We start from the raw sequence: 21,472 nt of genomic DNA, 5'->3' as shown, positions 1-21,472 counted from the left end.
TTTTGATAGTGTGTTTAGGGGTTATTTCATGTAGTGATTCGATTGAGTTTACGAAATACAAATCGCTACCAAATGCTTCTTGGGAAGCGAATACGAATATCTCATTTGAGTTTGAGGTTACTGATACAATATCACCCAAAAACTTGTTTATAAATATTAGAAACAATAAAGAGTACTCATTTAGTAATTTGTTTGTAATAACTGAACTTAAATTTCCAAATGGGAATAAAATTATTGATACTTTAGAGTATCGAATGGCAGATAAATCTGGGAAATATTTAGGAGAAGGGTTTACAGATATCAAAGAAAATAAATTATTTTATAAAGAAGAAAAGATTTTTCCAGAATCAGGAAAATATGTGTTTAACATTCGTCAAGCAATGCGTAAAAATGGAGCTGTAGAGCCAATTCCTTTTGTAGAAGGATTGCAAGATGTAGGTTTTAGCATAGAAAAAATAGAATAGATTCCTGTTTTTACAGGCAATATAAATTAATGAAATCTCAAAAAATTTGAGAAGAAGTTTTTATTATGGCAAAGAAACAAACAACAAGTTATAGAAAATACCTTTTATGGTTTTGGGGTATTCTATTAAGTGGATTATTAATTTTGATTTTACTGTTTTACATAGCTGCTTCAGGGGGGTTAGGTGCGCTACCTACTTTTGAAGAATTAGAAAATCCACAAACTAATTTAGCCACAGAAGTCATATCTGCAGATGGTGTTACTATTGGTAAATATGCTAAAGAAAATAGAACTCCTGTAAAATATAATGAATTACCACAAAATTTGGTAAATGCCTTAGTAGCCACAGAAGATGAACGTTTTTATGAACATTCTGGTATAGATTACAGAGGTACAGCAAGAGCCGTTTTAAAACCAGGAAGTGGAGGTGCAAGTACAATTACGCAGCAATTGGCAAAAATGTTGTTTACAGGAAGAGCTTCTAGAAATATCTTTAAAAGGATAGGTCAAAAAATGAAAGAATGGGTGGTTGCTACAAAGTTAGAGAGGCAATACACAAAGAATGAAATTATAGCCATGTATTTAAATAAGTACGACTTTTTAAATCAGGCAGTAGGTATTCGTTCTGCAGCAAGAATTTATTTTGGCAAAGAACCTAAAGAGTTGGAAATTCATGAATCTGCCATGTTAGTAGGGATGTTAAAAAACTCATCGTATTTTAATCCTTTACGAAGAGAAGCTAAAGTAAAACAAAGAAGAAATGTTGTTTTATTGCAGATGACTAAAAATGGATTTATCACTGAAAGAGAAAAACTAGATTTACAACAGCTTGATTTAGGTATTAATTATACTCCAGAAAGTCATGATGAAGGTTACGCAACTTATTTTAGAACACATTTACAAAAGGTGATGCGTACTTGGGTAAAAAACAACCCAAAACCAAATGGAGAACAATATGATATTTTTAGTGATGGTTTAAAAATTTATGTAACTATAGATTCTAGAATGCAACAATATGCAGAAGAAGCTATCTCAGAACACATGGCTAATTTGCAATCGTATTTTTTTAAAGAACAAAAAAATAATAAAACAGCACCTTTTTACGATTTAGAAAAAAGTCAAATCAAAGGAATTTTAAATAGAGCTAAAAGAAATTCAGAACGATACAAACGATTAAAAATTGCAGGAAAATCATCTAAAGAAATTGATGAAATCTTCAAGAAAAAAACCAAAATGAAAGTCTTTTCTTGGAAAGGAAATATAGATACCATAATGTCTCCAAACGATTCTATCAAATATTATAAATCGTTTTTACGTTCAGGGTTACTATCCATAGAACCACAAACTGGCCACATCAAGGCTTGGGTGGGAGGTATCAATAACAAGCATTTTAAGTATGATGCTGTAGCACAACAAAAAAGACAAGTAGGTTCTACGTTTAAGCCATTTGTGTACGCAACTGCAATCAACCAATTAAGAAAATCTCCTTGCGATGTATTACCAAATACACCATATACAATTCCAAAAGGTAAATATGGTATTCCTGAAGAATGGACACCAAAAAACTCGAATGATAAATATGGTGGAATGTTAAGTTTAAGGGATGCTTTAGCAACTTCTACAAACGTAGTTACAGCGAATTTAATAGATCAAGTATCACCAACTAATGTAGTGCGTTTGGCAAAAGCTGCTGGAATAGAAACTGAAATTAAACCAAATCCTTCTATAGCTTTAGGTGCAGTAGATTTATCTTTATACGAAATGGTAAGTGCATACAGTACCTTTGCCAATAAAGGACTGCGTGTAAAACCAATGATTATTACCAGAATTGAAGATAAAAACGGAACCGTTTTAAAAGATTTTGTACCCAAAACTGAAGAGGTTTTAAGTGAAGAATCTGCTTATGTAATCTTAAATTTATTGCAAGGGGTTACAACTTCTGGTTCTGGAATTCGTTTGCGCTCAAAATGGACTTCTGGAGGAAAAGCAGTTACAGGTTTTCCTTACGAATTTGAAAACGAAATTGCAGGAAAAACGGGTACAACACAAAATCAATCAGATGGTTGGTTTATGGGAATTGTACCTAATTTAGCAACCGGAGTTTGGACAGGTGGTGAAGACAGAGCCACACATTTTGCAGGTATTAGATTGGGTCAAGGAGCTTCAATGTCTTTACCTACTTGGGCTTTATTTATGAAGAAATGTTATGCAGATAAAACTTTAAATGTTAGTCAAGATGAATTTGAAAAACCAGAAAATTTATCTATTCGAGTAGATTGTGGAGAAAAAATTGAAGAAGAAGAGGAAGGAAAAGAGAAAAAAGCAATTGTTCCTGTAGAGGATGAAACCGATTTTTAAAAGTATTTTTTATGACTTGGATACCCCCTAAAGAACATATAAAAACATCTAATATTGGAAAGTTGATGCAAAAGCATCAATTTTCTGCTTATAAAGATTTATGGACTTGGTCTGTAAAAAATAAAGAAACTTTTTGGGAAGAAACAGTGGAGTCTTTAAACATCATTCAAGATAAAAAATACGACCAAATTTTAAATATTGATGGTGGTGTTACTCAAGCAAAATGGTTATTTGGTGCTAAGCTAAATATTATAGATTCTTGTTTTCAAAATGAGGATAATGCAACTGCAATCGTTTTTCAAAAACCCAACGAAAAAGTTCAAAAAGTAACTCAAAAAGAGTTAGAAAAGCTCGTAAATAAAATAGCCAATAGTTTTCCAAATATAAATGTAAAAAAAGGGGATACTATTGCCATAGATTTACCAATGACCTTAGAATGTGTAGCTATTTATTTGGCTGCCATAAAAGCAGGCGTAAAAGTGGCAACTATTGTAGATAGCTTTACAACCAAAGAAATAAAAGTAAGGTTAGATTTAACACAACCAAAAGTTGTTTTTACTCAAGATTTTTTAGTTAGAGCTAATAAAACATTTCCATTATATGATAAAGTTGTAGAAGCAAATGCAGATAAAATTATCGCTATAAAAACCATCAAAAACAAAGATTTTGAATTAAGAAATCAAGACGTTTTTTGGGATGATTTTTTATCAGAAAACACCAACTTTACATCAGTAAAACAAACACCACAAAACTGTATTACCGTACTTTTTTCATCGGGTACAACTGGAGAGCCTAAAGCAATTCCTTGGAATCATACTACTGCAATAAAAGCAGCGTCAGACGGATTGTATCATCAAAATATACAAAAAAATGATGTGGTTTGTTGGCCTACAAATTTAGGTTGGATGATGGGGCCTTGGTTAATTTTTGCAGCTTTAGTCAATAAAGCAGCTATTGGATTGTATTATGATGCGCCTTTAGGTGCAGATTTTGGAGAATTTGTTCAAAATGGAAAAGTTACCATGTTGGGTGTAATTCCGAGTATTGTAAAACATTGGAAAAATTCAGCTTGTATGGAATCTTATAATTGGAATGCCATTAAAAACTACAGTTCTACAGGTGAAGTTTCCAATCCCACAGAAATGGAATATTTAATGCATTTAGCCAATAACAAACCTGTGATAGAATATTGTGGAGGTACAGAAATTGGTGGAGGTTACGTTACAAGTACAGTTGTTCAAGAAAATATACCAAGTACGTTTTCTACAAAAGCTTTGGGGAGTGATTTTGTGTTGTTGGATGAAAATCATCAAGAAACCAATACAGGAGAAGTATTTTTAATTCCGCCAATAATGGGGCTTTCAACAGAGTTGTTGAATAAAAATCATCAGAAAATTTATTATGATGATACTCCTAAATATCATCAAACGTTAAGAAGACATGGAGATGAGTTAAAGCTGCTAGAAAATGACTACTTCAAAATTTTAGGGAGAGTTGATGATGCTATGAATTTAGGCGGAATTAAAGTAAGTGCAACTCAAATAGAAGAAGCCATTAATCAGTTAGATTTTGTGTTAGAATCTGCAGCAATTGCAGTTGCACCTAAAGATGGTGGGCCAGCAAAATTAGTGGTGTTTTATGTTGATAAAAGAGATGCTATACCTAATGATGATAGATTAAAGGCAGCTCAAAAAATTGTAAAAACAGAGCTAAATCCGTTATTTAAAGTTGTAGATTTAGTTAAAATTAGCGTGTTACCAAGAACAGCATCTAACAAAATAATGAGACGTAAATTAAGAGATACTTATAAAAGTTAAACGATGAAAAATATTGTAAAATATCCAAGACTAATTTTTGTAATGCTATTTTTAGTGATGTATTACGTTATGTACATTTCAGGAATTGAAAACGGTATGTTAAGAACGGTGTTTTCAATTACGTTAGCTTTTGTGTTATCACCAAGAAAAAAGAAAGTACAAACACAAACAGGAGAGAAAACTCAAATTACTTGCCTTTTTTTGAAGAAACCAATTATTTTAAATTGAGTTAAATTTTGAGTATCTTGTGAAAACTGATGTTTCATAAAAAAAAACATACGAACAGATGAAAAACTTAAAAAATATTGTGCCTTTTCTTTTTCCTGTTTTAATAATTCTCTTTGGGTTTATCACCTATACAATATTGGGGTACGAGCCTAATGTTTATACTATTGTTATAAATATTTCACTTGCTTATATTTTATCTCCAAAAATTAAAATAGTAGATAAAAATCATGGAGAAGAAGAGCAAATAAAATGGTTGTTTTTTAAAAAAGTAATTAATAAAAAATTATAACACAAAAGTGTTTCCCCTTTTGGGGAAATTAAAAGGAGCTTAATGAAAATAATATCATACAACGTAAACGGAATTAGAGCAGCATTAAAAAAAGGTTTTTTAGATTGGTTGCAAGCTGCAAAACCAGATGTAATTTGCATTCAAGAAACGAAAGCGCATAAGGAACAATTAGATTTAGAAGCGTTTGAAAATGCGGGTTATCCATACCATTATTGGTTTTCGGCACAAAAAAAAGGCTATTCTTCTGTGGCTATTTTGTGCAAAGAAAAACCGAAACATATTGAGTATGGAACAGGAATCGAAACTATGGATTTTGAGGGTAGAAACCTTCGTGTAGATTTTGATGAAGTATCTGTTATGAGTTTATACTTACCTTCAGGAACCAATTTAGATCGATTGAATTTTAAGCTAAATTATATGGATGAATTTCAAGAATACATCAACAATTTAAAACAAGAAATTCCGAATTTGGTAATTTGTGGCGATTATAATATTTGTCATGAAGAAATAGACATTCACAACCCAAAAATGAAAGGTGTTTCTGGATTTTTACCTGAAGAAAGAACTTGGATTGGAGCATTTATCCAAAGTGGATTTATAGACAGTTTTAGATACCTAAATCCTGAAAAACAAGAATATTCTTGGTGGAGTTATAGAGCCAATGCAAGAGCCAATAACAAAGGTTGGCGATTAGATTATGCCATGGTTTCATCACCTTTAAAAGAAAAAATAGCGAGAGCTTATATTTTGCCAGAAGCCAAACATTCAGATCACTGCCCAATTGCTTTAGAATTAAATTTATAAAATGAAAAAGATATATTTAACACTATTATTTTTAGTATTAATATATGTGGATGCTTTTGCGCATTCGCAAACACAAAACACTGTAGTTAAAAACGGAATAGGATTAGGATCTGTAATAGCAGTGGTAATTTCTTGGAGTAGAAATGAATCTATTTTATTGGCAATTCTTCATGGTATTTTTAGTTGGTTTTATGTTATTTATTATTTCTTTGCGCTAAAAGAGAAATAGCCCATTATTTAGCATGAAAAACATTGTATTATTTTTATTGATTAGCACCTCATTTTTTTCTCAAGAAAAAACAGATAGTATCCTCATACCAAAAATTGATACTTTATTTATCGCTAAAGATTCCATAAAAAAAACCTTAAAAAAAGAATTTTTTACAGATGATGATTTAAAACTCATAGATAGTTTATTGGTAGATGAAAAGTTCAATTCACCCTTAGTGGATACTTTAGAATACGTTATTGATGATAAAGATCTAATAGGCAACACAATTCAAGCAGTAACCTCAGATTTACTAAAAGTACGCTTGGCAGATTTGAATGAAACTACACCTTTTAATCTCGCCTTTAATCCTGCATTAGAAAAAGTCATAAATGGCTATTTAAAATATCGTAAAAAATATTATCCTGCATTAATGGCAAAAGCAAAGTACTACTTTCCGATGTTTGAGCAGTATTTAGATCAATACGATATTCCTTTAGAAATGAAATACTTGGCCATTGTAGAATCTGCATTAAGACCAAAAGCAAGATCCGGTGTTGGTGCTTCTGGTTTGTGGCAATTTATGTATGGCACAGGAAAACAATTTGGTTTAAAAGTAAGCTCTTATGTAGATGAGAGGCACGATCCTGTAAAAGCAACCATTGCTGCATGTAAATATTTAAGTCAGTTATATAGTATTTTTGGTGATTGGGATTTGGCTTTGGCTGCCTACAATTCAGGCCCAGGAAACGTTTCTAAAGCCATAAAACGTTCAGGTGGTTTTACCAATTATTGGAATATAAGACCATATTTACCAAGAGAAACAGCAGGTTATGTACCTGCTTTTTATGCTACAATGTATATTTTTAACTATGCAAAAGAGCACAATATTTATTCAGATATACCAAAGTTTTTCGAATTTCAAACAGATACAGTTCGTGTAAAAAGAACAGTTACCTTTGGTCAAATTTCTAAGACCATCAATGTCGATGAAGATGTACTTACGTTTTTAAATCCGTCCTATAAACTCGATATTATTCCGTTTGTAAAAAATAGAGATTATGCTTTGCGATTACCAAGCAATAAAATTATCGATTTTTTAGATAAAGAAAAACAGTTGTATGCCTTAGCAGATTCTATAGATGCAAAAAGAGAAAAGCCATTACCTAAATATTTTGAAATGGATAAACGTATTCGTTACAAGGTAAAAAGTGGTGATTATTTAGGTAAAATTGCCAATAAATTTGGAGTACGAGTAAGCAGTATAAAGCGCTGGAATGGTTTAAGAACTAGTAATTTAAAAATAGGACAACGATTGTATATTTACCCGAAAAGAATACGATAGTTTTTTAAAATAGATAAAAATTTAATTTATCTAATAATAAAAGTAAAAATGGAACAATATTTGGTAGGTTTAAAGTAAGAACTAACCCAAAACACATCAACTTTATGAAAAAAATATTTTCAATTCTAACACTTACCATTTTGTTAACCTCTTGTGTAGGAAATGACAAAATGATTTTGAGAGAATCTATAGGTAAAATTAACAAAGTAATGGTAGTTGCTAAAATAAGCGACTGGACAGGAGATGTTGGTAAAGAAATAAGAAACTCTTTTGGGGAGCTACAAGTTGGTTTGCCACAAAGCGAGCCTATTTTATCTGTTTCGCAAGTAGCACCTAATGGATATAGTTCTATGATGAAATCTAGCAGAAATATTTTAATTATTTCTGAAGGAGAAACCGAAAATTTTTCAGTGAAAAAAAATGTGTATGCCAGACCACAAACTATTGTTTATGTACAAGCTAAAGATGATGCAAGTATCATAAAAATACTGCAAGATCGTAAAAACGAAATTCGAAGAATATTTTTAGATGCAGATATTGAGTTCACACAAAACATCTTCAAAAAAGAGAAACTAGATGAAAATCAGTTTAAAACCATACAAAATTTAGGCTTATCGCTAATCATTCCAGATAAATTTAGAACGGTTGATGATACTGGAGAATTTTTATGGCTACGTAACCATTTAACAAGCGGAATTGCAAAATCGGGTAGCAATAATATTTTGGTGTATGCTGTACCTTTAGAAGATAAAGAAACGGTTTCTGATAGTATTGTAGCCATTAGAAATAAAATTGGTAAAAAATACATACCTGGTTCTAAAGAAGGCATGTATATGATTACAGAAAAAGCTTACACACCATTTACTTTTGATGCCGAAATTGATGGTAGAAAAGCGTATGAAACTCGTGGAAAATGGGAAGTAAAAGACGATTTTATGGCTGGGCCATTTTTAAATTATACAATTATTGATGAAAAGAAAAACAGATTAATTGTTTTTGAAGGATTTACGTATGCACCTTCAGTTAGTAAAAGAGCATTTTTATTTGAGCTAGAAGCTATCGCGAAGTCGATGAAGATAGAGTGATTTTTGATTTGCAATATTAAAAAAAACAGCTATTTTGATAACAAAACCTAGTTTTGAGTAACAACTATTTTATCCTAGAATTAAGCTAAAAAAAACCGATTTTTAGTTTTTGAATGAATAAATACATCGTTCAAGCGTTTGTAACAGTAAAATTTTAAAAAGACACCAAAAAATTATGCCAATAGTGTATTTTATGGTTTATGAAACAAAATTGTTATGATAATATAATTTTCAAATACAAGGAAAACAAGCGCTTTTTTGATTAAAAACACTTTTTTATGAACTAATAAATTTTTAATTAGTCTATTTTTGCATATTACAGATAAACTTTTAAATATAAGTTTGTTACGTTCTGTTTAAGATGTAGATTATTTCTATCTACAATGTTTTTTTTTGACCTTTTCAAAAAAAGTAAGACAAGGGATTATCCAATTGTAAAATAATTTAGTTATGCTCAGATTTTTTATTTTACCGATATTAATCCTTATTTCAATTTGTAGTTTTACCCAGTCAAGTAATTATGATATATTTTATAATAAAGCTGAAAATCTGCTTTTAAACCACCAATCTAAGGAATTATTAGAAGCTATAAACTTGGTTTTATTATACAATCCCTATAATTATAGCCCTGTTCAAATAGAAAATTTAAAAGTAATTAAAGTACAGGAGCTTGTAGATGTTGGTTTAATAGACGATGGTCTAGAACTTTCCAATGAAATTTTATCACAAAACCTTTTGTCAGAATATCAACTCACAAGATTAATTTTAGTAAGGGCACTTATTTATGAAGTTCTACCAGATTTTTCAAAATCACTACAAGAGCTTAATTTAGCGCAAGGGTATATCAACAATAGCAAAAGAGTAAAAAATAAATATTATGCAACATGGCTCATAAGGTTAGCCTCTTGGTATCGTGTCCAAGAAGAAAGAGAAAAATCATATCAATTAGCCTTAAAAGCACAGCAATTTGCAGATAAACAGAACGATTATTATAGCAGCTCAGAAGCCGATGTTTTGCAGGCATTTTATAATTCCTACACAAAAAACTATAAGAAGTCGGAACAATTATTTAATGCAGCCATTGTACTTGGCAAAAAGTTGAACAATAAAATAAGCGTTACCTATTTATACCTAAATCTCAGTAAAAACTACAAAGAATTAGGTGAGGAGGCGCTTGCTAATACATACATAGATTCCGCGTATCACCATATTAAAAACACCAACTATTTCGAAGTTAAATCTGCTAGTTATTTAAAAAAAAGTGAGGTTTTTGAAGTGCAAAAACAAATGGATTCTGCTTTATATTTTTATAAAGAAGCTATAAATTACAAGAAACAACATAATTTTAATCTGAAAGCCATAAAAATTAACGAGCAAACGTTAAATTTTGAACTTAAAAAAGAGAAAATTCAAAATCAGCAAGTTATTGATGAAAATAAAACATTAAGTAAAAATATTCTATTAATCCTTGCACTAGCATTTATACTTTTGGCTTTTTTATTGCAGTCATATAGAACAAAAAAACAAATCGTCAAGCAAAAATTAATTATAGAAAATGATGCGATTCAGCTAGAAAAAACTGTGAAAGAAAAAACGTTTTTAATACAAGAGCTCAATCATCGCGTAAAAAATAATTTAGCCTTAATACTTGCATTAATAGAGTTTCAAGCCGATGATTTAGATGATATTAAATACCAAAACAAGTTTAAAAACTTACAAAAAAGAATAAATACAATTTTCATTGCTCATGAGCAATTTATGTATGATGAAAAGCATATAAAAGGTAAATCTTATAATTTAAAAAAATATATAGAAAAGATTTCTGATGGGTTACAAAATATTGCAGTTAAGAGTCCTGTAATAAATTTGAATTTAAAAGAGGATATAAAAGTAAATATAGATACTGCATTGCCCATTGGTATTATCTTAAATGAATTAATATCTAACAGTATTGAGCATGCTAAACCTAAAGAGCAATTGAGTATTGATGTTCAATTAATCAAAAATAAAAATACCATTACAATCGATTATAAAGACAATGGTATTATTTTTCATAACCTCAAAAAACCGTCTTCATTGGGTATAACCATTATCCAAAGTATGGTAGAACAATTGTCGGGAGATTTTAAACAAAATGAGTTCAATTATTTTATTTCTTTAATTATAAAAAAATAAATGACTAAAAATCAAGGAAAAGAAAGAATTTTAATCGTAGAAGACGAAGTTTTACTCGCAATGCAAGTCAAAAAAAATCTTTTAGAAAATGGATATTCAGACGTAATTATTACAACCAATTATAAAGATGCAGTTCGTAATTTTAAAAAGTATCCTATAGATATTGCTTTGTTAGACATTAATATTAATGGAGCTAAATCTGGTATAGACATTGCCAATTTTATCAATGAAAACATACAAATTCCATTTATTTTTCTAACTTCTTATAACGATGAAAAAACGTTAGAGAAGTTGATGCTCTTAAAACCTTTAGCTTACCTAAATAAGCCAATAAATAAATACACCTTACTTTCTGCGATAAATTTTTATTTTAAAACCATTAAAAAGGCGGTTAGTAACATAGTGGCTATCACTATTGGTTCTAAAATATATCAAATTAATAAGAGCGAAATCGTTTTTGTTCAAGCAGAAAATGTTTACTTAAATATACATCATTTAAAACAACAAAAACAACTCATCCGTTTTCCTCTTTCCAAATTTTTAAGTCATTTTTCAAGCAAAGAATTAATTCAAATTAATAGAAGCACAGCCATAAATTTAAAATATGTACAAGAATTCAGCTTTTCTCAAGTAAAAATTCAAGAACAGTATTTTAAAATTTCTAAGAAATTCAGTGACGATTTTAAAACTCAAATTAATCCTAATACTTAGTTTTTAGATAATTACATTAATTAAACTCACAACAAAAAATAGGGGTTCCACATCATTTTTTATATATGATGGAAACCAGGTCTTATTTTTGTTTGCTTTCCAAATTTTTTTAACGACAAAATTTTTAGTTGGTTTTAATATTCAGTAAAGATTAATAAAATATGTAAAGTACTGTTATATTTTAATTAATTCAATGAAAAATAACTCAAAAAATCATTGATTTAGTTTGGAGTAGTAATAACCAAAAATTTAAGAATTATGATTAAAAAATTACTTTTAATTTGTCTTATGCTGTTCACAGCAATTAGTACACAATCCCAAAATTGGAACGAGATTTTAAAGTCTCTAGCATCAGATACGGCATCAGGTGATAGTTTTGGAATATCAGTTGCAATTGATGGAAATTTGGCTGTAATAGGTGCAAATGGACAAGGTACTGGTGGATCTGCCTATGTTTTTGAATTTGATGGTGCAAATTGGATTCAGAAAACTGATTTAGATGCGTTAGATGCAGCATCAGGTGATAGTTTTGGAAAATCAGTTGCAATTTATGGAAATAAAATTATTGTTGGTGCAAACGGAAAAGGAAGCTCGGGTGCTGCCTATATTTTTGCAAATGATGGGATAAATTGGATTCAAGAAGCTAAATTATTGCCATCAGATGGTAGCAAATTGTTTGGAAATTCTGTAGATATAACAAATGATAAGGTTATTGTTGGTGCTTTTTGGGATGATGAAAATGGAAGTCAATCAGGTGCGGCTTATATTTATAGTTTTAATGGAGTTACTTGGGGAGATGAGGTTAAATTAACTGCATCTGATGGTGCATCAGGTGATTATTTTGGTTATGCTGTAGGGATTAGTGGTAACAACGCTATTATAGGAGCATATCTAAATGATGATGATGGAACTTCTTCTGGTTCTGGTTATATTTTTAATTATGATGGTTTAATTTGGTCTCAATCTCAAAAGCTAACAGCATCAGATGCAAGTCAAGGTGATTTGTTTGGAAGATCAGTTGCTATTGACGGAAATAATTTAATAATTGGAGCACATCATAATGATGATGTACAATCTGATGCAGGTTCTGCATATATATATAATTATAATGGTGTGAATTGGTTAGAGAATACAAAACTACTATCATCTCAACCTTTAACAGCAGATAACTTTGGGTATTCTGTAGACATAAAATCAAATAAAGTAATTGTAGGTGTTTCTACAGGCGGTTCTGGTTATGCAACAGTATTTAATTACGATGGTAGTGTTTGGTTAGAGGAAGATATTTTAATTTCTTCAGATATCCAAAATGGCGATGAATTTAGCAGATCAGTTTCTATTTCTGGTGATAATGTAATTATTGGTACACCATTTAAAGATGATATTGGAACAGATTCAGGCGCTGTCTATTTTTTTAAAGTAGACAATATACCCCCAATAATAACCTTAATAGGAAACAATCCGCAAACCATAGTTTTAGGTACAACTTACACAGAATTAGATGCAACTGCCAATGACGATACAGATGGAGATATATCAAACAATATTGTAATAGATGATTCAAATGTAAATACAAATGTTGTAGGATCTTATACAGTTACTTACAATGTAGTAGATACAGCAGGTAATCCAGCAACAGAAGTTATAAGAACTGTAAATGTTATTTCACCAGACACTGATGGAGATGGTGTGCCAGATGCAACAGACATTTGCCCTACCATAGCCAATGCAGATCAATTAGATACAGACAATGATACTATTGGTGATGTGTGTGATTTAGATGATGACAACGATGGTATTTTAGATACTGAAGAGTGTGGAAGTTCTCTTGCTAGAAGCGAATTTTCAGGAACATTTGGAACAACAAATAATTATCGTGACTTGCAATCAGCACCAGGTGGAAACTATAATTATGTTGCACCTACAAACACGGGGGCAGCTCAATATGCAGTGATCAGCCAAGAAAGTCAAAGTACTCAAGGGACTTGGTTTCCAGGTGGTGCCCTTTGGAGTTATCCAGGTCATACTACAGGAGATGCAGATGATGCATACCTTGCTGTAAATGGATCTACAACTCTTGGTACTTTTTATACAGAAGTATTATCGTTAGAAGCAAAGGAATATTCATTTTCTATTTGGCATGCCTCTGCATATAATGCACCTGTTGGGCAAGGTTATCAGTTAAAAATTTCTGTAATTAGAGTTTCAGATAATACTGATATAGCAACAGCAAGTTCTTTAGACAAAAGAACAATTTCATGGGAAGAACTAGCAATGACGTTTACACCAGCTGGAGCAGAAGATTACATAGTTAAAGTAGAAAACCTATCATTTGAATCAGCAGGTAATGACTTTTCAATTGATGATGTTTCTATAATTCCTACTGATGGTACTTGCATAGATACTGATAATGATGGTATTATAAATAGCCTAGACAAGGATTCAGATAATGATGGTTGTTTTGATGTTTCAGAATCAGGAGGAATTGATGCAAATAATGATGGCGTATTAGATGGTACAGGTTTTGATGGTGATGGTTTAGTAACAGGAGGAACAGATGGGTACAATGGCGTTACTGGAAATGAAACAGTGGCTACAGCACTAACTATAAATACAGCCCCTTCAAATCAAGATATAATTTTTGGTAATCCTACTTCTTTTACTGTTGATGCATCAGCTACAAGTACAACTGCATTTACTGGTGTGGCTCCAAACACAGTACCAGATTATACAGATACAGCTGCCATAGATCTTACTGCTACAATTATGTACCAGTGGTATATTGGAAATCCAAATAATGGAGGAATTCTAATAGATGGTACAGATGTCAATTACACTGATTTTGATACAGCTACCTTAAACATTTTGGATGTTACAGGTTTAGATGGAACAGTATATTACGTAGTTACAACACATGCATCTAATAATTGTATAGAACAAATCAATTCAGCAACGTTAACTGTAATTAGTAACCCATGTACAGATGGTGCAATCGTAGGCACTCCAACAGCAAATGATCCAGATGCAGATGGTATTAACAACGAATGTGATTTAGATGATGATAATGATGGTATTTTAGATGTAAATGAATGTCAACAAAACATAGGCTTAAATACAGCACAATTTCCAAATGAATTTACGGAAGCTTCTGGTTGTACATTAGCGGGTAATGGAATGTGGTTTGGTACGAGTTCACAATATAAAATAGGTGCTCCGAATGATCTTTGCTTTCAAACAAGTTTTGGTGGTACCGTTACAGACTACGAAACAGGTGCCACAGATTCAGGAGAAATTATTGGGATCCAAGCAGGTCCAGGTAACGATTTCTTAACGGTATATGAATTTACTGTAAATGGTAATCCAAATGAAGATTATAATCTTTCATTAGCAAACATGATATGGGGTAGAAGCAATGATCCACAAGATATTAAGGGCCAAGTAAAAATATTAAATAATAATGTAGATGTTGCCACTTTAGAAGGAGAAATTGGGCTTGCTTTCGGCGAATGGGAATACGATACCATTTTATTTCAAACCAATGCTTCTGGGGTTGCAATTATAAAAATCCAAATTAAAAGAGGCCCTAATAGTAATGGAAATGATTATTTATTCGACGCTATAAGTATATCTCCCATAAACTGTTCTTTAGATACTGATAACGATGGCATGCTTAACTCTTTAGATTTAGATTCAGATAACGATGGTTGTTTAGATGTTTTAGAATCTGGAGGAATTGATGCAAATAATGATGGTGTTTTAGACGGAACAGGTTTTGATGGTGATGGTCTAGTAACAGGAGGTACTGCTGGTTATAATGGTACTACTGGTAATGAAATAGTGGCTCATCAAATGGAAATTACTTCACAACCAACAAATCAAACGATAGCTGAAGGACAATCTGCAACCTTTAGTGTGGTGGGTTCTGCTGAGTTTGCAACAAGCTATGTCGCTGGTAATCCTGTGTATGGAACACTAGGAAATGCAGATCTAAATATAGCGTTCCAATGGTACAATGGAGATCCTAATAATGGTGGTACTTTACTAAATGATACAGGTGTTTATTCTGGAACACAAACTCCTAATTTAATGATTAGTGATGTATCAAATTTAGATGGAAATGAATACTTTGTTATTTTAACGCATTCAAATAATAACTGCCTTCAAGAAATAGCTTCTGCAGAATTAGTAGTTGAATATGGTGCTATAGGAGACTTAATATGGTATGACCTAAATCAAAATGGAATTAGAGATCCAGGTGAATATAGATTTGAAAGAGCAACAGTAACGTTAGATCCTGGTACTCCTGGAAATTTAGCTGATGATTCTACTGTGCTAACAGATGCTAATGGAGGATATTTATTCGATAATTTAGTTGCAGGGGTTTATACCATTACCGTAGATGTTAGCACCATAACAGATGGTTTACCTCCAGGTAAAACGATTGCAGCTTTAATTCCAACCTTTGATGCAGATGGAGTAAGTTCACCAAATACAAGTACCTTAACTTTAGTTGCAGGTGAAGACAATTTAGAACAAGACTTTGCGTATATCGATCCTACCCCTAGTGGAGCTGGAGGAGGTTCAGGTGGTGGCGTATCTTCAGGAAATGCAGGAGGAATAGAATCTGAATCTTTAGGAGATGCACTCACAAAAGTTTATGTAAGTAGAAAGAAAAACTCTGTACCAACTGAGTTCGTAAAAACTTCTGAAAACGTTTACAATAAACAGAAAATGAAATCTGTACAACCTTATAAAGGCAAGGGGCAAACGTTGTTAGGTATGTTTCCAACAGAATTAGTAGCTGGAAATACTGCCAATGTAACATCGCCAACTGATATTTTAGATTATACCATTGCTGATGAAGTATTGTCTGTAGATTTCGCTGTAGATGGCGAAACCAAAGGAGTTGTTTTAGGTATTAAAACTTCAGATAAAGTATACAATCACACCAAAGCATCTTGCGATCGATTAAGAGGTGCTGAGATCCTAAATGTTCAAAAAATGTACATAGGAGGCTATAACTTCTTAATGCAAGGAATCAAACAAAGAAATGGAGTGGTAGAATATGCCATCTCGTTTGCAACGGCTAAGAACAACAACGATAGCAAATACACGATTCAGACCAACTGGTATGTAAATGATTATACCAAGTTTAATGATGTGTATAACTTCCAAGTTTGGTCTAAAACACCAGCTGATACGCAAAAAATGGTGGCTGATATTTTAGAGAACTTGAATGATTTCATTCCAGTGAAACAAACAGAAAAACAGAAATTCCCAGAAACGTATGCCTCTAAAATTTACAGAGAAAAAGGCGAATTAGTAGTTGCTTTAAGAAGTACTCAAGAAGGAAACACAGCAGAAGTATCTATGGTAGAATTGTATTCTGAAACGGCGAACAACATCAAGTTTAGAGACAATGCGTTAACTACAGAAATTCAACAAGCCTTACGATTAGACATCGCTGATGGCTATGAGTATGATGCTTTAATTAAAGTAGGTAATGAAGTACAAGATGCCTTCTATCACGCAGATGGAAACTGGGGCTTAGATTATGACAAACGTTATACAGAAATTAAGAACTACTTTGTATGGAATGATTTTGACAGAACCTATCAAGATGATGAATATACCATCAACAGAAATCCTGAGGTGAAGGCCTTAAGCAATTATGATTACTTAACATTATACAAATCATTATTACCTGGTACATTATCTGCAGATTATTCTGATTACAACTATGTATCATTCACAGCTAGAGGTTCTGGTTTAATGGAGTTAGGTTTAATCAAGTCTTCTATCGAAGATTGGAAAGCACAATACCGAGTAATGGTAGATTTCTCAGAAGAAGAGCAAACGTATTATGTACCTTTTGATATTTTTAGTTCTAGTACTACACAAGATAAGTTAAAAGCTAACGATTTAACAACGTTAACCTTTACGTTTTTACCTGTTGAGGCGCAAACGAAAGCGTTAGATTTGAAAATCTCTGATGTGAAGTTTACAAAAACTGCTGTTGAAGATCAGATAGTACAGAAAATTGAGACTTTTGAGAATGAGTTTATGGCATACCCAAACCCATCTCAAGGCAATGTGAGCTTATTGTTATTCAGTGAAACAGATACGGAAGCAACTGTAACTTTAACAGATGTTACTGGTAAAGTAATTTATAATCAGAAAGTACAGTTAAACGCTGGTAAAAACGAGCTAGACTTCGACTTTAAAGTCAAAACAGGTATGATGCTATTACAAGTAACATCACCAGAAAATGATTATGGAATTTCTAAAATCATTTTTAGATAGATTTTTCTTAAATTAATAAATTGTAAAACCTTGAAAATGAATATTTCAGGGTTTTTTGTTTTGAGCCAATTTCTTTAATTCATATTCCCTATATTTGATAACCAACCAAAACTTTTTATCATGGAAATGAATTTTTACATCTTTTTTTTAGCGGCATTAGTGCCAATGATTTTAGGCTCTATTTGGTATGGCCCTTTATTTGGCAAAGCTTGGATGAGCGAAATGGGGTTTACTGAAGAATCACTTAAAGATACCAATATGGTTAAGGTTTTAGTGATCTGCTATATTTTTAGCGTTTTAGTTGCTTTTGCTTTAATGCCTATGACAATTCATCAAATGGGAGCTTACTCAACCTTAGCAGGTGAACCTGGATTTGCAGAACAAACAGGTGAGGCGTATTCTTACTTTGAAAACTTTATATCGACTTATGGAGATCGTTTTAGAACTTTTAAACACGGTGCTTTTCACGGAATGATATATGGATTTTTCTTAATAATGCCAATTTTAGGAATCATTGCCGTGTTTGAAAAAAAATCTCTTAAATATTTAGCAATTAATGCAGGTTATTGGATTATAACTCTTGCAATTATGGGAGGTATTGTTTGTAAATGGGCAATGTAAAGTCAATTGATTTTCACCATAAATAAAAAATGTCGCTTAAAAGCGGCATTTTTTGTTGGTGATCTATAATTTAATATCCTATTTTTTCTCTTACTCTTTTTAAAACATCGTTGGCTACCAAAGTTGCTTTTTCTGCACCAATAGTTAACGCTTCATCAATTTCATTTTTGTTTTCCATAAAATGATGGTAACGTTCTCTAATTGTTGCAAACTTATCAAGAATTAATTCGTATAAAGCTTGTTTTGCGTGTCCATAACCATAATTTCCACCTTCGTAATTTGCTCTCATTTCAGCAATTTGATCATCAGAAGCTAATAATTTATAAAGCGCAAAAACATTATCTGTATCAGGGTCTTTAGGTTCTTCTAAACCTTTGCTATCCGTTTTAATAGACATTACTTGTTTTCTTAGCTTTTTATCCGCTAAAAAAATATTAATAATGTTATTTCTAGATTTACTCATTTTTTCGCCATCAATACCAGGTACTAATTTTGTGTTTTCTTGAATCTTAGCCTCTGGTGCAACTAATGTTTTACCAACAATGTTATTAAAACGATTGGCAACATCTCTAGTCATTTCTAAATGTTGCAATTGATCTTTACCTACAGGTACAATTTCTGCATCATATAATAAAATATCTGCAGCCATTAACATTGGGTAAGTAAATAAACCTGCATTTACATCTGCAAGTCTGTCTGCTTTGTCTTTAAAACCGTGAGCTAAAGTTAATCTTTGATACGGAAAAAAACAGCTTAAATACCACGTTAATTCTGTTACTTGTGGTATATCACTTTGTCTGTAAAATATCGTTTTGTTAATATCTAAACCACAAGCAAGCCAAGTAGCAGCAACACTATACGTGTTTTCTCTTAATAAATCTCCATCTTTAATTTGCGTTAAAGAATGCATATCTGCAATAAAAATAAAAGATTCATTTTCTGGACTATTTGCCATTTTTATAGCGGGTAAAATAGCGCCTAATAAATTTCCTAAATGCGGTGTTCCTGTACTTTGAACTCCAGTTAAAATTCTTGACATTTACTTATAATTTTAAGATAAAATTAAAAAAGTGTGTTATAAAAAACACTTTAAGAGCGCAAAAATAAGGTTTTGATTTATAAAATCAATAAACAAAAGAATATTAGTATTTTTGATGTTTATGAAGTATTTAAAAACACCTTTCCTATTAATTTGGCGAGCATGGTTTTACATTTTAATGGTAATAACAATTTTGTTGATGCTCCCATTTTTGTTTGTATTAACAGCAAAAGAATCTTACTATCCTACTTTTTGGAAAATGGTTAGAATTTGGTCTAAAGTATTGATTTACGGAATGGGTTTTCGTTTAAAAATACAAAACGATCAAGTAATAGAAAGAGACAAAAGTTATATGTTTTGCCCCAATCATACGTCGTTAATGGATCCTTTTGTGTTGGTGGTTCTCAGTAAAAATCCGATTGTTTTTGTAGGTAAAAAAGAGTTTGTTAAGATTCCAATTTTCGGTTTTTTTTATAAAAAAGTTGTAATTATGGTTGATAGAAGCGACCCTAAAAGTAGAAAACAAGTATTTGAATTGGCAAAAAAGAAATTGCAAAATGGCACAAGTATGGCTATTTTTCCAGAAGGATTAGTGCCTACAGAAAACACAGTTTTGGCTCCTTTTAAAAAAGGTGCTTTTAGTTTAGCAATAGAATACAAAATGCCAATTGTACCACAAATTTATTACGATTGTAAACGACTTTTTTCTTGGGATTTTTTTAAAGGCGGTCCTGGTGTTTTTAGAATTCATCAACATAAATTTATTGAAACTAAAAATTTAGAAAAAAAAGATGTAGAAAGTTTAAAAGAGCAAACTTTTAACATAATGTATAACGATTTGATAAATGATAAAAAGTTTATGAAAGACACAAATAGACCTAATAATGAGCGAGAATTTAAATCACTTATATAGCAGTAAAGAAGAGAAATTGAATATAATTTCTCACGGCTTTGGCTTGTTTTTAAGTGTAGTAGCTTTTCCTTTTTTGGTGATAAAATCATTTAATTTTGATGATTTTTGGAAACCAACTAGTTTTATCATTTATGGATTAAGTATGATTATTTTGTATGCAGCATCTACTTTTTACCATGCAGCAAAACATCCGAAGAAAAGAAGACGCTTAAATATTTTTGATCATGCAGCTATTTATGTTTTAATTGCTGGTAGTTATTCTCCTTTTTGTTTGGTAGGTTTAGATTCTAAACTAGGTTGGTATATGTTTTTATTTGTTTGGCTATTTGCACTAACAGGCATCATTTTAAAACTATTTTTTACGGGTAAATTCGATAAAATTTCAACAGCAATGTATTTGCTTATGGGTTGGCAAGTAATGTTTTTTATAAAACCTTTAATGAGTAGTATTTCTGCCGAGAATTTTCAATATTTAGTGGCTGGTGGAGTGTTTTATTCAGTGGGTGCAATTTTGTATTCTATTAAAAAAATACCCTACAACCATGCCATTTTTCATCTTTTTGTATTGTTAGGAAGTTTTAGTCATTTTTTGGCAATTTATAATTTATAAAACCCAATTTTTAAAAGGATTTTTACTGATACTCGAGTTGTAATATTCGATGTTTCCAGTAACTTCTTTGCCCAGCCAACTAGGTTTTTTAAAGGTTTCATTTTCTGAATTTAATTCAATTTCTGCAACAATTAAACCTTCATTATCACCATAAAATTCGTCAATTTCATAAGTATGATGATCGCTTTTTACTAAAAAACGAGTTTTATCAATAATTGAAGGTTCGCATAACAAAAGTAATTCTTCAGCTTCGTTTTTATCAATTTCTTTTTCCCATTCAAAACGTGTTGTACCAGAAAAATTTGTTTTACCTTTTATGGTTAAAAATGCTTTGTCATCAGAAATTCTAACTCTAACAGTTCTGTTTTTATCAGAATTTAAATACCCTTGTTTAATTATTTTTTTTTGATATGCTTCAGATTTAAAATCGTCATTTATCACCAAAAATTTTCTTTCTATTTCTAAACTCATAAAAATTATTTCAATTTTGTACTAATGTAGCT

General features: G+C 31.3%; 17 protein-coding genes. 15 read left to right on the top strand and 2 right to left on the bottom strand.

Going from position 1 to position 21,472, the window contains the following annotated elements; translation table 11 throughout:
• Positions 1–2: 2 nt before the first annotated feature.
• The 13 genes from ACW9UN_RS12050 to ACW9UN_RS11990 all read left to right on the top strand — a co-directional run bounded on the left by ACW9UN_RS12050 (position 3) and on the right by ACW9UN_RS11990 (position 18,407).
• Positions 3–464, top strand: coding sequence for a gliding motility lipoprotein GldH (locus ACW9UN_RS12050; RefSeq protein WP_459486543.1), 462 nt, complete (start codon positions 3–5; stop codon positions 462–464).
• A gap of 65 nt (positions 465–529) precedes the next feature.
• Complete coding sequence (locus ACW9UN_RS12045) at positions 530–2,821, top strand: transglycosylase domain-containing protein (protein WP_459486542.1); 2,292 nt, start codon at positions 530–532, stop codon at positions 2,819–2,821.
• 11 nt (positions 2,822–2,832) lie between these two features.
• Complete coding sequence (locus ACW9UN_RS12040; RefSeq protein WP_459486541.1) at positions 2,833–4,638, top strand: AMP-binding protein; 1,806 nt, start codon at positions 2,833–2,835, stop codon at positions 4,636–4,638.
• A gap of 3 nt (positions 4,639–4,641) precedes the next feature.
• Positions 4,642–4,866: a hypothetical protein gene (locus ACW9UN_RS12035; RefSeq protein WP_459486540.1), complete on the top strand. Its 225-nt coding sequence runs from the start codon at positions 4,642–4,644 to the stop codon at positions 4,864–4,866.
• 58 nt (positions 4,867–4,924) lie between these two features.
• Entirely contained in the window at positions 4,925–5,155 is a 231-nt protein-coding gene (locus tag ACW9UN_RS12030) for a hypothetical protein (protein ID WP_459486539.1), read from the top strand.
• Positions 5,156–5,197: 42 nt separating this feature from the next.
• On the top strand, positions 5,198–5,959 hold the full coding sequence (locus tag ACW9UN_RS12025; RefSeq protein WP_459486538.1) for an exodeoxyribonuclease III: 762 nt from the start codon (positions 5,198–5,200) through the stop codon (positions 5,957–5,959).
• Position 5,960: 1 nt separating this feature from the next.
• On the top strand, positions 5,961–6,188 hold the full coding sequence (locus ACW9UN_RS12020; RefSeq protein ID WP_459486537.1) for a hypothetical protein: 228 nt from the start codon (positions 5,961–5,963) through the stop codon (positions 6,186–6,188).
• Positions 6,189–6,201: 13 nt separating this feature from the next.
• Entirely contained in the window at positions 6,202–7,512 is a 1,311-nt protein-coding gene (locus tag ACW9UN_RS12015; protein WP_459486536.1) for a lytic transglycosylase domain-containing protein, read from the top strand.
• A gap of 104 nt (positions 7,513–7,616) precedes the next feature.
• Positions 7,617–8,597 (top strand): DUF4837 family protein, encoded by a 981-nt coding sequence (locus ACW9UN_RS12010; RefSeq protein ID WP_459486535.1) that lies wholly within the window; start codon positions 7,617–7,619, stop codon positions 8,595–8,597.
• A 450-nt stretch (positions 8,598–9,047) separates the two neighbouring features.
• On the top strand, positions 9,048–10,772 hold the full coding sequence (locus ACW9UN_RS12005) for a sensor histidine kinase (RefSeq protein ID WP_459486534.1): 1,725 nt from the start codon (positions 9,048–9,050) through the stop codon (positions 10,770–10,772).
• Positions 10,773–11,483, top strand: a complete 711-nt coding sequence (locus ACW9UN_RS12000; RefSeq protein WP_459486533.1) for a response regulator transcription factor — start codon at positions 10,773–10,775, stop codon at positions 11,481–11,483. It abuts the gene before it with no gap.
• A 258-nt stretch (positions 11,484–11,741) separates the two neighbouring features.
• Entirely contained in the window at positions 11,742–17,786 is a 6,045-nt protein-coding gene (locus ACW9UN_RS11995) for an immunoglobulin-like domain-containing protein (protein WP_459486532.1), read from the top strand.
• 126 nt (positions 17,787–17,912) lie between these two features.
• Entirely contained in the window at positions 17,913–18,407 is a 495-nt protein-coding gene (locus ACW9UN_RS11990; protein WP_459486531.1) for a DUF1761 domain-containing protein, read from the top strand.
• 70 nt (positions 18,408–18,477) lie between these two features.
• Here ACW9UN_RS11990 and trpS read toward each other — a convergent pair whose 3' ends face one another.
• Complete coding sequence (gene trpS / locus ACW9UN_RS11985; protein WP_459486530.1) at positions 18,478–19,446, bottom strand: tryptophan--tRNA ligase; 969 nt, start codon at positions 19,444–19,446, stop codon at positions 18,478–18,480.
• A 199-nt stretch (positions 19,447–19,645) separates the two neighbouring features.
• On the opposite strand from trpS, the gene ACW9UN_RS11980 reads away from it, so the two are divergent.
• A complete protein-coding gene (locus ACW9UN_RS11980) occupies positions 19,646–20,359 on the top strand; it encodes a lysophospholipid acyltransferase family protein (protein ID WP_459486529.1) in 714 nt (237 codons plus the stop codon).
• A complete protein-coding gene (gene trhA / locus ACW9UN_RS11975; RefSeq protein WP_459486528.1) occupies positions 20,331–20,969 on the top strand; it encodes a PAQR family membrane homeostasis protein TrhA in 639 nt (212 codons plus the stop codon). The genes ACW9UN_RS11980 and trhA overlap by 29 nt, the downstream gene beginning before the upstream one ends.
• Here the strand turns inward: trhA and ACW9UN_RS11970 are convergent.
• A complete protein-coding gene (locus tag ACW9UN_RS11970; RefSeq protein WP_459486527.1) occupies positions 20,964–21,440 on the bottom strand; it encodes a CYTH domain-containing protein in 477 nt (158 codons plus the stop codon). The genes trhA and ACW9UN_RS11970 overlap by 6 nt on opposite strands.
• Positions 21,441–21,472 lie beyond the last annotated feature (32 nt).

The organism is Polaribacter litoreus (assembly GCF_054584775.1).
Note: the sequence above shows the minus strand (reverse complement) of the source record. Positions and strands in the feature narration are given on the sequence as shown.

What these genes read in the sequence shown, in the direction of transcription:
- trpS (WP_459486530.1), bottom strand. Translation starts at nt 19,446, where the DNA reads ATGTCAAGAATTTTAACTGGAGTTCAAAGTACAGGAACACCGCATTTA.
- ACW9UN_RS12000 (WP_459486533.1), top strand. Translation starts at nt 10,773, where the DNA reads ATGACTAAAAATCAAGGAAAAGAAAGAATTTTAATCGTAGAAGACGAA.
- ACW9UN_RS12045 (WP_459486542.1), top strand. Translation starts at nt 530, where the DNA reads ATGGCAAAGAAACAAACAACAAGTTATAGAAAATACCTTTTATGGTTT.
- ACW9UN_RS12015 (WP_459486536.1), top strand. Translation starts at nt 6,202, where the DNA reads ATGAAAAACATTGTATTATTTTTATTGATTAGCACCTCATTTTTTTCT.
- trhA (WP_459486528.1), top strand. Translation starts at nt 20,331, where the DNA reads ATGAGCGAGAATTTAAATCACTTATATAGCAGTAAAGAAGAGAAATTG.
- ACW9UN_RS11980 (WP_459486529.1), top strand. Translation starts at nt 19,646, where the DNA reads ATGCTCCCATTTTTGTTTGTATTAACAGCAAAAGAATCTTACTATCCT.
- ACW9UN_RS11970 (WP_459486527.1), bottom strand. Translation starts at nt 21,440, where the DNA reads ATGAGTTTAGAAATAGAAAGAAAATTTTTGGTGATAAATGACGATTTT.
- ACW9UN_RS12030 (WP_459486539.1), top strand. Translation starts at nt 4,925, where the DNA reads ATGAAAAACTTAAAAAATATTGTGCCTTTTCTTTTTCCTGTTTTAATA.
- ACW9UN_RS12010 (WP_459486535.1), top strand. Translation starts at nt 7,617, where the DNA reads ATGAAAAAAATATTTTCAATTCTAACACTTACCATTTTGTTAACCTCT.
- ACW9UN_RS12040 (WP_459486541.1), top strand. Translation starts at nt 2,833, where the DNA reads ATGACTTGGATACCCCCTAAAGAACATATAAAAACATCTAATATTGGA.
- ACW9UN_RS11990 (WP_459486531.1), top strand. Translation starts at nt 17,913, where the DNA reads ATGAATTTTTACATCTTTTTTTTAGCGGCATTAGTGCCAATGATTTTA.
- ACW9UN_RS12005 (WP_459486534.1), top strand. Translation starts at nt 9,048, where the DNA reads ATGCTCAGATTTTTTATTTTACCGATATTAATCCTTATTTCAATTTGT.
- ACW9UN_RS11995 (WP_459486532.1), top strand. Translation starts at nt 11,742, where the DNA reads ATGATTAAAAAATTACTTTTAATTTGTCTTATGCTGTTCACAGCAATT.
- ACW9UN_RS12020 (WP_459486537.1), top strand. Translation starts at nt 5,961, where the DNA reads ATGAAAAAGATATATTTAACACTATTATTTTTAGTATTAATATATGTG.
- ACW9UN_RS12035 (WP_459486540.1), top strand. Translation starts at nt 4,642, where the DNA reads ATGAAAAATATTGTAAAATATCCAAGACTAATTTTTGTAATGCTATTT.
- ACW9UN_RS12025 (WP_459486538.1), top strand. Translation starts at nt 5,198, where the DNA reads ATGAAAATAATATCATACAACGTAAACGGAATTAGAGCAGCATTAAAA.